13 protein-coding genes are annotated in these 14,519 nt (G+C 72.0%); 6 read left to right on the top strand and 7 right to left on the bottom strand.

The genetic code is table 11. The annotated features are described in order from the left end of the window. Positions 1 to 127 precede the first annotated feature (127 nt). The 5 genes from ACIQ9G_RS04700 to ACIQ9G_RS04680 form a co-directional block, all read right to left on the bottom strand. Entirely contained in the window at positions 128 to 1,117 is a 990-nt protein-coding gene (locus tag ACIQ9G_RS04700; protein ID WP_403606239.1) for a TerC/Alx family metal homeostasis membrane protein, read from the bottom strand. Between the two features lie 307 nt (positions 1,118 to 1,424). Further along, the gene (locus ACIQ9G_RS04695; RefSeq protein WP_403606236.1) at positions 1,425 to 3,482 is read right to left on the bottom strand and encodes a TerD family protein; all 2,058 of its coding nucleotides are present in this window, start codon (positions 3,480 to 3,482) and stop codon (positions 1,425 to 1,427) included. 53 nt (positions 3,483 to 3,535) lie between these two features. After that, complete coding sequence (locus ACIQ9G_RS04690; protein ID WP_392194683.1) at positions 3,536 to 4,114, bottom strand: TerD family protein; 579 nt, start codon at positions 4,112 to 4,114, stop codon at positions 3,536 to 3,538. A 179-nt stretch (positions 4,115 to 4,293) separates the two neighbouring features. Then, positions 4,294 to 6,450, bottom strand: coding sequence for an excinuclease ABC subunit UvrB (uvrB, locus tag ACIQ9G_RS04685; protein WP_403606233.1), 2,157 nt, complete (start codon positions 6,448 to 6,450; stop codon positions 4,294 to 4,296). Positions 6,451 to 6,490: 40 nt separating this feature from the next. Then, positions 6,491 to 7,360, bottom strand: a complete 870-nt coding sequence (locus tag ACIQ9G_RS04680) for an MHYT domain-containing protein (protein WP_403606230.1) — start codon at positions 7,358 to 7,360, stop codon at positions 6,491 to 6,493. Positions 7,361 to 7,640: 280 nt separating this feature from the next. Between ACIQ9G_RS04680 and ACIQ9G_RS04675 the strand changes: the two genes are divergently transcribed. Continuing rightward, positions 7,641 to 8,510, top strand: a complete 870-nt coding sequence (locus tag ACIQ9G_RS04675) for a glycerophosphodiester phosphodiesterase (protein WP_403606227.1) — start codon at positions 7,641 to 7,643, stop codon at positions 8,508 to 8,510. 84 nt (positions 8,511 to 8,594) lie between these two features. Then, a complete protein-coding gene (locus ACIQ9G_RS04670; RefSeq protein WP_403606224.1) occupies positions 8,595 to 9,149 on the top strand; it encodes a methylated-DNA--[protein]-cysteine S-methyltransferase in 555 nt (184 codons plus the stop codon). Positions 9,150 to 9,184: 35 nt separating this feature from the next. Here ACIQ9G_RS04670 and ACIQ9G_RS04665 read toward each other — a convergent pair whose 3' ends face one another. Continuing rightward, positions 9,185 to 9,613 (bottom strand): VOC family protein, encoded by a 429-nt coding sequence (locus ACIQ9G_RS04665; RefSeq protein WP_403606221.1) that lies wholly within the window; start codon positions 9,611 to 9,613, stop codon positions 9,185 to 9,187. A gap of 98 nt (positions 9,614 to 9,711) precedes the next feature. Between ACIQ9G_RS04665 and ACIQ9G_RS04660 the strand changes: the two genes are divergently transcribed. The 3 genes from ACIQ9G_RS04660 to ACIQ9G_RS04650 all read left to right on the top strand — a co-directional run bounded on the left by ACIQ9G_RS04660 (position 9,712) and on the right by ACIQ9G_RS04650 (position 12,854). Next, a complete protein-coding gene (locus ACIQ9G_RS04660) occupies positions 9,712 to 10,617 on the top strand; it encodes a pseudouridine-5'-phosphate glycosidase (RefSeq protein WP_403606218.1) in 906 nt (301 codons plus the stop codon). Further along, positions 10,614 to 11,549, top strand: a complete 936-nt coding sequence (locus ACIQ9G_RS04655; RefSeq protein ID WP_403606215.1) for a carbohydrate kinase family protein — start codon at positions 10,614 to 10,616, stop codon at positions 11,547 to 11,549. The genes ACIQ9G_RS04660 and ACIQ9G_RS04655 overlap by 4 nt, the downstream gene beginning before the upstream one ends. Positions 11,550 to 11,726: 177 nt before the next feature. Continuing rightward, positions 11,727 to 12,854, top strand: a complete 1,128-nt coding sequence (locus ACIQ9G_RS04650; RefSeq protein WP_403606212.1) for a magnesium and cobalt transport protein CorA — start codon at positions 11,727 to 11,729, stop codon at positions 12,852 to 12,854. 21 nt (positions 12,855 to 12,875) lie between these two features. Here the strand turns inward: ACIQ9G_RS04650 and ACIQ9G_RS04645 are convergent, their stop codons facing one another. Next, positions 12,876 to 13,517: a uridine kinase gene (locus tag ACIQ9G_RS04645; RefSeq protein WP_403606209.1), complete on the bottom strand. Its 642-nt coding sequence runs from the start codon at positions 13,515 to 13,517 to the stop codon at positions 12,876 to 12,878. Positions 13,518 to 13,630: 113 nt separating this feature from the next. Between ACIQ9G_RS04645 and ACIQ9G_RS04640 the strand changes: the two genes are divergently transcribed. Continuing rightward, positions 13,631 to 14,326, top strand: a complete 696-nt coding sequence (locus tag ACIQ9G_RS04640; RefSeq protein WP_403606206.1) for a DUF2293 domain-containing protein — start codon at positions 13,631 to 13,633, stop codon at positions 14,324 to 14,326. Positions 14,327 to 14,519 lie beyond the last annotated feature (193 nt).

Here is a 14,519-nt window from a genome sequence, read left to right as displayed (position 1 = left end):
GCTGCGATCGTCGCAGAGGCCCACCGCCCGCGCACCCCGGTCCGTGCCCGGGCCACGGCTCCCCGCGGCGCTCGCGTGCGGGGACCCGTGCCCGCGCGGTGCGCGGGCCGGGGCTTGCGTCCGGTGGTCAGGCATCGACGCTGTCCTTCGGAGAGCGGTCGCTTCCTTCCTGCACCTCCTCGCGCTCGGCCTGCTTCTTCGAGGCCATCAGGCTGGTGACGGTGGTGATCGCCAGGACCGCGCAGATCACACCGAGTGAGACCGGGATGCTGATCTCCGGGACGTGCACCCCGGACTCGTGCAGGGCGTGCAGGACCAGCTTCACGCCGATGAAGCCGAGGATGACCGACAGGCCGTACGACAGGTGGACCAGCTTCTTCAGGAGGCCGCCGATGAGGAAGTACAGCTGCCTCAGGCCCATCAGTGCGAAGGCGTTGGCGGTGAAGACGATGTACGGGTCCTGGGTCAGGCCGAAGATCGCGGGTATCGAGTCGAGGGCGAACAGGACGTCGGTGGTGCCGATCGCCAGCATCACCACCAGCATCGGCGTCATGACGCGCTTGCCGTTCTGCCGGATCCACAGCTTGGTGCCGTGGTAGCGGTCGGCCACTCCGAAGCGGTGCTCGGCGGCCTTGAGCAGCTTGTTCTCCTCGTACTCCTCGTCCGCCTCCTCGGCCCGGGCCTCCTGGACGAGCTTCCAGGCGGTCCAGATGAGGAACGCGCCGAAGAGGAAGAACACCCACGAGAAGCTCGCGATGATCGCGGCGCCCGCGGCGATGAAGACGGCCCGCAGCACCAGGGCTATGAGGACCCCGATCAGCAGCACCCGCTGCTGGTACCGCGAGGGCACCGCGAACTTCGCCATGATCAGGACGAAGACGAACAGGTTGTCGACGCTCAGCGACTTCTCGGTGATGAAGCCGGCGAAGAACTCGCCGGAGGGCCGGCCTCCGCCGAAGACGAGCAGGCCGACCCCGAAGAGACCGGCCAGGGCGATCCAGACGGCGGTCCAGATCCCGGCCTCCTTGATCGACACGTCATGGGGCTTGCGCCCGATGACGAAGTCGACCGCGATCAGAGCGGCCAGTCCGAGGATGGTCAGGACCCACAGGGTCATGGAGATTTCCACTGCGCCTCCGGCAGGTGCGTCACGGCATAACTGTCAGCGTCGTCGCTGCCGGAGGTCTCTTCCACCCGCCGGGCCCCGCGCGCGACGCGCCCGGACCCGGGAGCCGGCGCCCCGGGATCCACCTGGATCCGTATTGACGGGCACGCCGCAACCGACAGGGAGTACTCCCCTCCGCACGGAAAACAGTACCCGAATCACCAAGGAAAGGTAAAGAGAAAGGCAAAGGAAAAACCAAAAAGCCTGGTCAGAGGTATTTACGTTTCCTTGGCACTCCCACCGCCCGCGGTCGGCGCGGTCAGCGGTTCCAGTCGCGCCGGGCCGCCGCGACCTGTGCGAGCACCTGGTGGAGCACCTGGCTGCCCGGCGGCACCAGCGGCGGCTCGTAGGTCCAGGTGTGCCCGACCCAGGGGTCGGCGAGGTGGTCGTCGGGGACGGGGGTGAGCCGCAGCAGCGCACGCCACAGCGGATCGAGCAACGGACCATAGGCGGCCGCGTCGTCACGGTCGGCGACCATCATCAGATGCACGCCCACGGCCGGTCCCTCGTCCGCCAGGTAGCGCAGCTGGGTCACCGCACGGTCGTCGAACCCGTGCGGGAAGTCATGGACGATCAGCAGCTGATCGGACGTGTCGAAGCCGGGCGGCAGCGCGTCCGGAGCCCCGCCGCGCACGGCCATCTGCACCAGGTCGACACGCTGGGTGAGCCGGCTCAGGACGTCGGCGACACCGGCGGCGCCGTTCGCGGGCGGGCTCGCCAGGACGCCCGCCCGTACCAGCGGGAGGAGCGACTGCGCTCCCGCCCCGGCCGGGTCGACGACGTGCACCCCGAACTCCCCCGGCGGATGGACGGCGAGCAGCCGGGCCGCATGGGCCACGGCCGTGTCCATGGCGAGGCGGCGCAGCGCGTCCTCGTCGGTGACGGAGTCGTCTGAGGATGCGGAGCGGCCGCTGTCGATCCACAGGCCGCGTTCCAGTGGCAGGCGGACCAGCATGGGGATGCGCAGGGACGGACTCTCCGGCAGGTGGAGGTCGCCCAGACGCACGGCCATCGGGTTCTCCATCGGCACGCGGTATCCGTGCCAGACGGGGTTGTCCCAGCGCGCGTACGCGGCCGGCAGCGCGGGTTCGACGACCTCGGACTCGGCGGTCAGCTGCGCGAGGTCCCGGTCGAGGGCCTCTCTGGCCCGGTCGACGAGCTCGGCGTGCTTGGCGCGGGCCGCCTCCCGCGCGGCGTCGCCCTGTCCGCCGATGCGGCCGCGCGGATCGGAGAGGACTTGGTCCAGCTCCTTCTCCCGGCGCGAGTCGGCGAAGTCGACGGCGCTGCGGTAGGCGGCGGTGGTGCGGGCCAGGTCCTCGAACATGCCCCAGACCTGGTTGTACAGCCGCTCGTCCATGGACCATCCGGTCGCGTCGCCCGCGACGGGCGGCGCCGGCTGCCCGGGCTGGGCCGGGGGCGCGGTCTGCGGGGGCGGCGGAGCAGCGGAGCGCCTGCGGGGGTGGCTGTAGTCGATGGGGCCGCCCGTGGACGCCGCCGGCTGGGGGGCCGCGGAGGGTGAGGCGCCGGGTCCTTCCGGAGACGGTGCCGACGCCGCGTGGTCCGGGTACGGCGGCCGCGGTGCCCGCTGACCGGGGGCGCCGGAGGTCTGTCCGGCGTGCGGGGAGGTGGGCTGCGAGGGCGCGCGGCCGGTGGTGCCGTGCGCCGCCGCGGTGGCGCCCTGGTCCGGGCCGAGGGCGGGGGCGGACGTCTGCCGCGAGCGGTCGCCCTCCGCCGTGCGCTGCGGCGGGGCCGCGACCGACCGGGCCAGACCCTGGGCCACCGCCTCGTCGACGGTGGCCGCCAGCCGCCCGGCTTCGGGCAGCCCCTGGTCGGTGAGGAGTGCGGTGAGGCCGCCGGCGTACCCCTGGCCGATGGCGCGCACTTTCCAGGCCCCCTGTCGGCGGTAGAGCTCCAGGGCGACCACGGCCGACTCGGCGTCCAGATCGGTGATGGTGTAGCTGACGAGTTCGGTGCCGTCGAGGCCGGTGACCGCGACGAAGGGCGCGGCGACGGCGGAGAAGCGGGCGGGTCCCGTGCCCGTGGTGGGCAGTGCGAGCAGCACGCTGACGCGGTGCGCGGCCTCCGGCACGGCGCCCAGGTCGACGGCGAGGCGGTGGTCGGCGGCCGCCTGCCGGGGCACCTCCACTCCGGGCAGGACGGGGGCGCCGGGGTGGGCCACCCACTCGGTCCCCCGCACGGTGCCCCGGTCGTCGCCGATCGTGGCCGCGGCCACGATCGGCGTGCCGGCCGAGATCCGGATCTCTAGGCGGACCTCGGAGAGCGGGTGGTTCTGCCCCCGCACCAGCTCGGCCGTCATCGCCCTCGTCCCCCTGTGTCTCCGTGTCGTGCGCCGCTCGCCGGAGCGTCGTCCTACAGGTGCGGCAGGATCGCCGGCATGAGGTCCTGGAAGGTTCGGCCGTTGGCGGGGACGCCGAGGGCCGTCATCGTCCAGCCCGCGCCCGAGCGGTGCACCATCGCCATGATCTGGGCGGTGTAGTCGCCGCCGCCGGCGAGGGTGTAGCGGGCGAGTTCCTGGCCGTTGCTCTCGTCGACCAGACGGCAGAAGGCGTTCTGCACTTCCTGGAAGGTCTGGCCGGTGAAGGAGTTGACGGTGAAGACGATCCGGTCGATGTGGACCGGGACGCGCTGCAGGTCGACGAGGATGGCCTCGTCGTCGCCGCCCTGGCCCGCGCCGCCGACGAGGTTGTCGCCGGTGTGGCGCACCGAGCCGTCGTCGCTCACCAGGTGACGGAAGAACACCACGTCGACCGGCTGCTTGTCGGCGAACAGCACGGCCGAGGCGTCGAGGTCGATCTCGCGCGTACGCGAACCGAACAGACCGCGGCGCGGTGCCGCCTGCCAGCCGAGACCCATACGGACCGCGGCCAGGCTGCCGCCGTCGTTCTTCTGCAGACTGATGGCCTGACCCTTGGTCAAGTTCACGGTCACGGCTGATTCCCCTCTCGGACTGCTCCCCTGTTGCCGCGGTGTCCGCGGTTGATCTGAAACCCTACGCAGAGGCGCTGACAACGCCGCACACCGGTCCGCGGATTGTGGCGCTCTTGCAACACAGCGCATACGGGCGGGGCCCGGCCCGGCTCCACCGGACCGGGCCCCGCGAACGAAGGTCAGGCCAGGCCCGCTTCCCGCATCTGGCGCAGTTCCTTCTTCATCTCCGCGACCTCGTCGCGCAGCCGGGCCGCCACCTCGAACTGGAGGTCCGCTGCCGCGGCCCGCATCCGCTCCGTCATCTCCTCGATCTGCTCGGCGAGCTGGGCCGCGGGACGGTCGGTCGGGACCGTCTCCTTGGCCTTGCCCTTGGCGGACTTGGCGGTCTTGGCCGCCTTCGCGCCCTTGGCCGCCTTGTCGCCGAGGGCCGGCACGGGGGTCTTGGCGCCCTTGCCGTCCTTGGTCTGGCGGTAGCCGGAGCCGAGCAGCTGCTCGGTGTCGACCTCCTCGCGCGCGATCTGCGCGACGATGTCGTTGATCTTCTTGCGCAGCGGCTGCGGGTCGATGCCGCGCGCCTTGTTGTAGGCGACCTGCTTCTCCCGGCGGCGGTTGGTCTCGTCGATGGCCTTCTCCATCGCCGGGGTGATCTTGTCGGCGTACATGTGGACCTGGCCGGAGACGTTGCGCGCGGCGCGGCCGATGGTCTGGATGAGCGAGGTCCCGGAGCGCAGGAAGCCCTCCTTGTCCGCGTCGAGGATCGCCACCAGGGACACCTCGGGCAGGTCGAGGCCCTCGCGCAGCAGGTTGATGCCGACCAGTACGTCGAACTCGCCGGAGCGCAGCTCACGCAGTAGCTCGACACGGCGCAGGGTGTCGACGTCGCTGTGCAGGTAGCGCACCTGGATGCCGAGCTCCAGGAAGTAGTCCGTGAGGTCCTCGGCCATCTTCTTGGTGAGCGTGGTGACCAGGACGCGCTCGTCCTTCTCCACGCGGATGCGGATCTCGTGCACCAGGTCGTCGATCTGGCCCTCGGTGGGCTTGACCACGACCTCGGGGTCGACGAGGCCGGTGGGGCGGATGATCTGCTCGACCTGACCGTCCGAACGCGACAGCTCGTACTGCCCGGGGGTCGCCGAGAGGTACACCGTCTGGCCGATGCGCTCCTGGAACTCCTCCCACTTCAGCGGCCGGTTGTCCAGGGCGGAGGGGAGCCTGAAGCCGTGCTCGACGAGGGTGCGCTTGCGGGAGGCGTCGCCCTCGTACATCGCGCCGATCTGGGGCACGGTGACGTGGGACTCGTCGATGACGAGCAGGAAGTCGTCGGGGAAGTAGTCGAGCAGGGTGTTCGGCGGGGTGCCGGGCGCGCGGTCGTCGAAGTGCATCGAGTAGTTCTCCACGCCGGAGCAGGTGCCGATCTGGCGGAGCATCTCGATGTCGTAGGTCGTGCGCATCCGCAGGCGCTGGGCCTCCAGGAGCTTGCCCTGCTTCTCCAGCTCGGTCAGGCGCTCCCCCAGCTCCTTCTCGATGCCGTTGACAGCCCGCTCCATGCGCTCGGGTCCGGCGATGTAGTGCGAGGCCGGGAAGACGTAGAGCTGCTGGTCGTCGCTGATGATCTCGCCGGTGAGCGGGTGCAGGGTGGACAGCGCCTCGATCTCGTCGCCGAACATCTCGATGCGGACGGCCAGCTCCTCGTAGACCGGGAAGATCTCGATGGTGTCGCCGCGCACCCGGAAGGTGCCGCGGCTGAAGGCCATGTCGTTGCGCGTGTACTGGATCTCCACGAAACGGCGCAGCAGCTGGTCCCGGTCGATCTCGTCGCCGACCCTGAGGGGGACCATGCGGTCGACGTACTCCTGCGGGGTGCCGAGGCCGTAGATGCAGGAGACGGAGGCGACCACGACGACGTCTCGCCGGGTGAGCAGCGAGTTGGTCGCGGAGTGCCGCAGGCGCTCGACCTCCTCGTTGATCGAGGAGTCCTTCTCGATGTAGGTGTCGGACTGCGGGACGTACGCCTCGGGCTGGTAGTAGTCGTAGTACGAGACGAAGTACTCGACGGCGTTGTTGGGGAGCAGCTCGCGAAACTCGTTCGCCAGCTGGGCGGCCAGGGTCTTGTTCGGTGCCATCACGAGCGTGGGGCGCTGGAGCTTCTCGATCATCCACGCGGTGGTGGCGGATTTGCCGGTGCCGGTGGCGCCGAGCAGGACGACGTCCTTCTCTCCTGCCTCGATGCGCTTGGCGAGCTCGGCGATCGCCTGCGGCTGGTCGCCGCTGGGCTGATAGGGGCTGACGACCTCGAAAGGCGCCACCGTGCGTTCGATGTGGGAAACGGGCCGCATGTCATCCACCGTACGACCCCCCACTGACAACGGGCTCGGATCAGCGGTTCTGCGGTGTGCGGGAGCCTCGGGGGACCGGGCTCCGGCGGATGCGGGCCGCGGGGTGCCGGGCGGGCTGCGGCACGAGTTCGCGGGCCGGGATGCCGGGCTTGTGCTCGGCGGGGGTCCAGTCGGGCGAGCCCGTGACCACGAGTGGGTCGAACAGGACGACGACCCCGGCGAGCAGCAGGAAGGCGAGCGGGCCGACCAGCATGGGTGCGAGCAGCGCCGCCGGCGAGTCCCCGACGGTGGGGGCGCCGTCCATGGTGTGCAGGTGCACGCTGAGGGCGGCCATGCCCATGTAGTGCATGCCGCAGACTGCGAGCCCCATGACGAGGCTCGCCCCCACGCTCCACAGGACCCCTCGGACCCGTCCGGCCGCCCAGAGGGCGGCGGTCGCGGCGACGACGGCGATGACGACGGAGGCGGTGACGGTGAACGTGTTGTACACGAAACTGCCGTCCAGACGCATCCCGGCCATGCCCATGTAGTGCATGGAGGCGACGCCCAGCCCGGTGATCGTGCCGCCGGTGAACAGGGCGGAGCCGGTCGCTCCCCGGTAGCCCACCATGAAGACGCCGACGCCCACCATGAGGATGGCGACGGCCAGGCTCGCGTATGTCATCGGCTTGTCGTAGTGGATCGGCGCCTCCCGGACCGTGAACCCCATCATCGCGACGAAGTGGCAGGTCCATATGCCGGAACCGATCGCCGCCGAGGCGAGGGCGAGCCAGCCGGGGCGCCAGGAGTGGGCGACGAGCAGGGCACGGGTGGTGCAGCGCAGCCCGAGCGCCCCGCCGAGGCAGGCCATGAGAAAGGCCACCAGCGGGGTGACGAGCCCGTAGCTGAATCCGTCGACCGTGCCGTGCATGCGCGGCTGCCCTTCACCCTCTTGCGTCCCGGAATGCCCTGATGCGTTCCCTCGTCCCAGTGCCGCCGGGGCGGCCAGGGTTGACGCAGAGAGTATGACCCCCACCGGAATGGTCGAACGATTTTCCGGCAAAGAAACACGGCCTTGCCGCAGTTGTGCGGCACCGGTGAGCGGAGTTGGGGCAACTCCATTCAATCTGTGGCCATCCTGCACCCGCTCGACGTTGACGCTCTGCTGTCAGTCTGGTGCTGTCAGTAATCGGCCGACGCGAGGAGACCGCATGCACGCGCGTGCAGTTGCCGCCACCACCACCGTGCTTCTGGGGGCCACACTGCTGTCCCCCACCTCCGCCCGGGCCGCCGCGGCCCACACCCGACCCCAGGTCGTCGCTCACCGGGGCGCCTCCGCCTATGCCCCCGAGAACACCCTGCCCGCCATCGACAGGGCGGCCGCGCTCGGCATCCCGTGGGTCGAGAACGACGTGCAGCGCACCAAGGACGGCGTTCTCGTCGTCGTCCACGACGACAGTCTGCGGCGGACCACCGACGTCGAGCAGGTCTTCCCGGGCCGTGCGCCGTGGAAGGTGAAGGACTTCACCGCCGCCGAGATCGCACGCCTGGACGCGGGGAGCTGGTTCGGCCACGCGTACGCACGCACCCGCGTGCCGACCCTCGCGCAGTACATGCGCCGGGTGGAGCGCAACCACCAGAAGCTGCTTCTGGAGATCAAGAACCCGGAACTGTATCCGGGCATCGAGCGGCAGACCCTCAAGCTCCTCGGCAACGAGGGCTGGCTGGACCGCCGGCACCTGGACGGCCGGCTCATCGTGCAGAGCTTCAGCGCCGGCAGCCTGCGGATCGTGCACGACCTGAAGCCGGGTGTCACCACCGGCTTCCTCGGCCGGCCGGAGCCGGGGGACCTGCACGGGTACGCGGGCTTCGCGGACCTGATCAACCCCTCCCACGGCACGCTCTCCGCCGCTTACGTCTCGGCCGTCCACGCGTTCACGGGACCGCACGGCAGGCGGCTTCGGGTCTTCGCCTGGACCGTCGACGACGCGACCCGGGCCCGGACGGTGGCCGGTTACGGGGCCGACGGGATCATCACCGACAAGCCGGACGTGGTGCGCGACGCGCTGAACCGGCCCTGAGCCGGACCGCCGTGGCCGGCCCGTACGTCCGTCCGGGCGGGCGCGGGCCGGGGCGTTGTCAGTGGCGGGCCGTACGGTGGTCGCATGGACAGCCACGGGCAGTACGAGCAGCAAGTCGTGTGGTCCGTCGTCGGCACCGGCATCGGCCCCCTGCTGCTGGCGGCGACCGGCGACGGCCTGGTCACCGTCGTGTTCCACGCCACCGACGCGGTGCGCGACGAGGCGCTCGCCGGGCTGGCGTCCCGGCTGGGCACCGAGCCCGTCGAGGCGCCCGGCTCCACGCTGCTCGCGGAGGCGATACGCCAGGTGGAGGCGTACTTCGCGGGCGAGCGGCACGACTTCGAACTGCCGCTGGACTGGTCCCTCGTCACGGGCTTCAACCGTCAGGTGCTGCGCGTCCTGGCCTCCGACGTCCCGTACGGCACGGTCGTCGGGTACGGCGATCTGGCCGGCCGGGTCGGACAGCCCGGCGCCGCCCAGGCGGTGGGCATGGCGATGGGGGCCAATCCGCTGCCGGTCGTGGTGCCGTGCCACCGGGTCGTCGAGAGCGACGGGGGCATCGGCGGATTCGGCGGCGGCCTGGAGACCAAGCGCAGGCTGCTCGCGCTGGAGGGTGTGCTCCCCGAGCCGCTGTTCTGAGCCGGGCCCCCGGCCCCCACGGGGATCCCGCGATTTCAGTCGTAGTGCCGGGCCTCGACGATGTTGCCGTCGGGGTCGCGGAAGTAGAAGCTGCGCCGGGCCTCTCCCCGGGCGCCGTAGGAGTCGTAGGAGAGCTTCGACACGGGGACGGCGTGCTCCTGGAGGCGGGCGCGCAGCGCGTCGAAACCGGCGGACGGGAGGGACAGGCAGACGTGGTTGACGGGATGACCGGCGCTGTCGGCCGCGCCGGGCAGCACGTCCATCCGCGGTGCCAGGCCGAGCGGTGCGAGATCGAGGATCGTCTCGTCGTTGACGCGCACCGAGGGGAAGGACACCGTGCCCGCCGCGAACTCGGCGAGCCTCAGGGGCTCCAGGCCGACCGCTCTCTCGTAGAAGCCGGCCGCGGCGGCGGGGTCGCGGACCCAGAGGACGACGTGGTCGAGACGTGTCGTGTTGTCGGTCATGCCCCCAGGCTGGTGTCGGGCGTCACCGGCCGCAAGGGTTTGACCGCGCGCGGCGCCCGCCAGGGATGAGGGAAGACCGACAGACGGGAGGCAGGCGCGTGCTGGTGGTGTCCGAAGAGGTGCGGGAGGCGCTCGCCGCGCGCCGCCCGGTGGTGGCCCTGGAGTCCACGATCATCGCCCATGGGCTGCCGCGCCCCCGCAATCTCCGGGTGGCGCGGGAACTCGAACAGGTGGTGCGCCTGGAGGGCGCCGTCCCCGCGACGATCGCCGTGCTGGACGGGCAGCCGCACGTCGGGCTGAACGAGGAGCAGTTGGAGCGGGTCGCGAACGAGGAGGGGATCCGCAAGCTGGGCCACCGGGACCTGCCGCTCGCCGTGGCGGCTCGGGCGAGCGGGGCGACCACGGTGTCGGCGACCGCGATGCTCGCGGCCCTGGCGGGCGTCCGCGTGTTCGCCACGGGCGGGCTCGGTGGTGTGCACCGGGAGTGGACGGTCACGCAGGACGAGTCCGCCGACCTGGGCCTCCTGGCCCGCACCCGGATCGCCGTCGTGTGCGCCGGGGTGAAGTCGATCCTGGACGTGCCGGCGACGCTTCAGCGGCTGGAGACGCTGGGGGTCGCCGTCGCCGGGTACGGCACGGAACGCTTCCCCGGCTTCTACCTCTCCGACTCGGGACATCCCGTGGACTGGACACTGCGGACGCCCGAGGAGGTGGCGGAGGTCATGCGGGCGCAGGACGCGCTCGGGGGGCCGGACTCGGCGCTGATCGTCGCCCATCCCGTGCCGGAGGACGAGCAGCTCGATCCGGGTCTGCACGCGCGCGTGCTCGCCGACGCGCTGCGCACGTGCGGGGAGGAGGGCATCACCGGGCAGGCGGTCACACCGTTCCTGCTCGACTACCTGGTGCGGCACACGGACGGCGCCTCACTGCGCGCCAACCTGGCGGCCGTGCGCGGCAACGTACGGCTGGCCGGGCGGATCGCATCGGCCTGGACCAGGGTGTGACGCCGGGGCCGAAGGACACGGCCCGCGCTGCCGGCGGGGCCCTGCTGGTCGTCGGGGACGTCGTCACCGACATCATCGCGCGCTACCAGGGGCCGCCGGCCTCCGGTACCGACACGGACGCGGCGATCCGGATGGTGCCGGGCGGCGCGGGCGCCAACGTGGCCTGCTGGGCGGTCCACTGGGGGTGCCGGGACGTCCGGCTGGTCGGGCGGGTGGGCGCGGACGCGGCCGCCTGGCACGAGCGGGAGCTGATCGCCTCGGGGGTGCGTCCCCGGCTCGTGGTAGATCCGGAGGCGCCGACCGGCACGGTGATCTGCCTCGTCGACGCGAGGGCCGCGGCCGAGCGCACGTTCCTCACCGACAGCGGGGCGTCCTTGCGGCTCGCGGCGGAGGACTGGTCGGACACCTGGCTGGACGGAGTCGCGCGGCTGCATCTGTCGGGCTACCTGCTGTTCTCCGAGCCGGGCCGGGCGCTGGTGTCGTTGCTCGTCGCGTCGGCAGGGGCGCGCGGGGTGCCGGTGAGCCTTGACCCCGCGTCGGCCGGTTTCCTCGCCGGCCTGGGCGTGGAGCGCTTCCTGGCGCTGGCCGGTCAGGTCGACGTGCTGCTGCCCAGCCGGGACGAGGCGTGTCTGCTGACGGGTGTGACCGACCCGGCCGAGGCGGCGGCCGAACTGAGCCGCCGTGTCCCGCTGGTGGTCGCCAAGCAGGGGGCCGACGGAGCCCTCGTGGCCCGCGCGGGGGCCGTGTGCGCCCGGGTCCCCGCCGTGCCCGCGACCCCGCACGACACCACGGGCGCCGGCGACGCCTTCACCGGAGCGTTCCTCGCCACGCTGCTCACGGGCGCCGGGCCGGAGGCCGCGGCGGCGGAGGGGTGCAGGGCGGGTGCGCGGGCGGTGGCACGCGTGGGAGGCAGGCCTCCGGCGGCGGGATGACACCGGCAGCCGGGAAGCAGGGAGGGCGCCGAGGGCCGAGCCGTGTCCGTCCACAGGCGGGAACAAAGTGGAATCGCCCCTTTCCACAGGCTTGCTCGCCGCTCCCGGCGGCCTGGCAGACTGACGGGCCAAGGCGCGACCAGCGCGACGCGAGGAGATCCACGCAAGGAGATCCAGATGTCCATGGCAGGGAATCTGCGGAAGGTCACAGGCCTCGGCAAGGTCGGTGGCCTCCGCGGAGTGGCACGGCTCGCCCGGCGACGCCTCCGGGTCGACCTGAGCCACCCCGCCCGGTCACCGCTGGGTTCCTCGGTGGTGAACTGCGTGATGTACCGGGACGGCGCCCGCGTTCCGGAGGCCGGCGACGTGGTGGAGGCCGTGGCGCGGGTCCGCAAGGCCGGTGACGGTTTCGTGTGGCTCGGGCTCCACGAGCCGACGGACCAGGAGTTCGCGGGCATCGCCGAACTCTTCGACCTGCACCCGCTGGCCGTCGAGGACGCGGTCGAGGCGCATCAGCGCCCGAAGCTGGAGCGGTACGGCGAGACACTGTTCGCGGTGTTCAAGACGGTCTGCTATGTCGAGCACGAGGAGCTGACGGCGACCAGCGAGGTGGTGGACACCGGCGAGATCATGGTGTTCGTCGGCCAGGACTTCGTGATCACCGTGCGGCACGGCCGGCACGGCTCGCTCGGCCCCCTGCGCGAGGAGCTGGAGTCCGAACCGCAGCAACTGGCCAAGGGGCCGGCGGCGGTGCTGCACGCGATCGCGGACCACGTGGTCGACGACTACCTCTCCGTCACCGACTCGGTCCAGGCGGACATCGACCAGGTCGAGACCGACGTCTTCGCGGAGAACGGCGCCCGGGTCGATCCGGGGCGGATCTACCAGCTCAAGCGTGAACTGCTGGAGCTGAAGCGGGCGGTGGTCCCGCTCACCCGCCCGGTGGAGGACCTGGCCACCCGGCCGATACGAGTGGTCGACCTGGAGATACAGGCGTACTTCCGGGACGTCCTCGACCACCTGATGCGGGCGAAGGAGCAGATCGCCTCCTTCGACGAGTTGCTCAACTCGATCCTGCAGGCGCATCTCGCGCAGGTCACGGTCGCGCAGAACGAGGACATGCGGAAGATCACGGCCTGGGCGGCGGTGATCGCCGTGCCGACGATGGTCTGCGGGGTCTACGGCATGAACTTCGACCACATGCCGGAGCTGCACTGGCGGTTCGGATATCCGCTCGTCGTCGGCGTCATATCCGTCGGCTGCCTGGTGCTGTACCGCGGCTTCCGGCGCAACGGCTGGCTCTGACGGTCTCGCGCTTCTCGGGCCTCAGCCCCTCCACGCCGGATGGCGCGGGTCGTCGGCACGCACCAGCACGTCGGCCGTGCCGACGGGGTCGGTCTCGGCCTCATAGCGCTCGAAGGCGGGCAGCGTCCACTGTTCCGGCTCCGGCGTACGGCGGCGCAGGGCGCCCGGGGAGAGGGAGACGTGGACGGTGAGGTCGAAGGGGAACCAGTGGCGCAGGAGAAAGGGGCCGTGCAGCAACAGCACGCCGCCGGGCGGAAGGTGGATGTAGGAGCTGCGGGTGGCACGATCTGCGACCGGGTCCCACAGGTCGGGCAGGACACGGCCGTCGCCCCCGGCGTCGAGCGGGCCGAAGACCTCGCGCCACAGGGCACCGGTGTCGAACCAGCCGTTGTAGTAGGACTCCGCGTCGCGGTGGCCGTATTCGAGGCGGAGGGAGGCGGGGCGCAGGAAACCCTCGGTGGCCACGACGAGCGAGGAGCGTCCCCGGAGGCGGAGGGCTTCACGGACACGCTCGGCCAGGTCGCCCGGACGGGCGGCGGGCGCGCCGTCGACGGCGACACGCGGCCAGGGGCTGCCGTCGCCCGGCTTCAGGTCGAGCAGACGCTCGGCCAGGAGGTCGCCGAGCCGTTCCCAGGTGATCGCTTCGAGTCGCACACGGCCCATGATGCCGCGCGCCCACCGGCGCCCCGGCTGCCGGGACGGCCGCGCTCACCGGTCGTGGGGGCGCCCGGGCGGGGCGGCGTGGGTCCGGGGCCGTGGGCGGGAATGAAGGAGCCATGACGGCTCCCCCGACTCCCCCGGCCCGCTCCGGGCTCCTCGTGGTCCAGCCCCTCAGGCGCAAGCACTGCGCCGAGTGCCGCCGGGGGCCGCTGTCGCTGCTGGTGATCGAGGACGGTGCGCCCCGCTGCCTGGACTGCGCCGACCTCGGGCACCTGCTGTTCCTGCCACGCGGCGACACCGCGCTCACCCGCAGGTCGCGGGAAGAGAGCGTGTTGTCGGCGGTGGTGGTCCGGTTCAACCGGCGCAAGGGGCGCTACGAGCGGCAGGGCGTGCTCGTCGAGGAGGCGGGACTCGCGCGGGCCGAGGCACGGTGCCTGGCCGACGCGGAGGCCCGCCGCCGGCGGCGGGCGCGGGACGCACGGCGGCGGGCGGCTGAGGACGTGAGGTTCGCGGACGCGTTCGCGGCGGAGATCAGGCGGCTGTTCCCCGGCTGCCCGGCCGACCGGGCCCGGAGCATCGCCGGGCACGCCTCGCTGCGCGGCAGCGGGCGGGTCGGGCGCAGCGCGGCGGGGCGGGCGCTGTCCGAGGGGGCGGTGGTCTCGGCGGTCGTGGCATCCGTGCGGCATCTGGACACGCCGTACGACGGGCTGCTGATGGGAGGGGTGGCGCGGCACGAGGCGCGGCGGCGGATCGCGGCCGGAGTGGAGTCGGTACTGCGGGCGTGGCGGGAGCCGGAGGCCGGGGTCGGCTGAGGCGGGGCGGGGCGGGGCGGGTGGGGGGGTGGGGGAGAGACAAGAGCGGCAGCGGCAGCAGAAGGGCGGCCGGGCCCCGAGCCAACCGCACGCCCTCCCCCTGTCCCCTCTCCCCCACCCCTCCGACACCACGGCACAGCTCTCCCCCGCACCGCCGCTCACCTGTGAGAACGCGCTGTCGCCCACTCTGCGC

It is taken from the genome of Streptomyces sp. NPDC096152 (assembly GCF_044763235.1).
Classification (GTDB): Bacteria; Actinomycetota; Actinomycetes; order Streptomycetales; family Streptomycetaceae; genus Streptomyces.
This window is presented reverse-complemented; position numbering and strand designations above follow the sequence as displayed.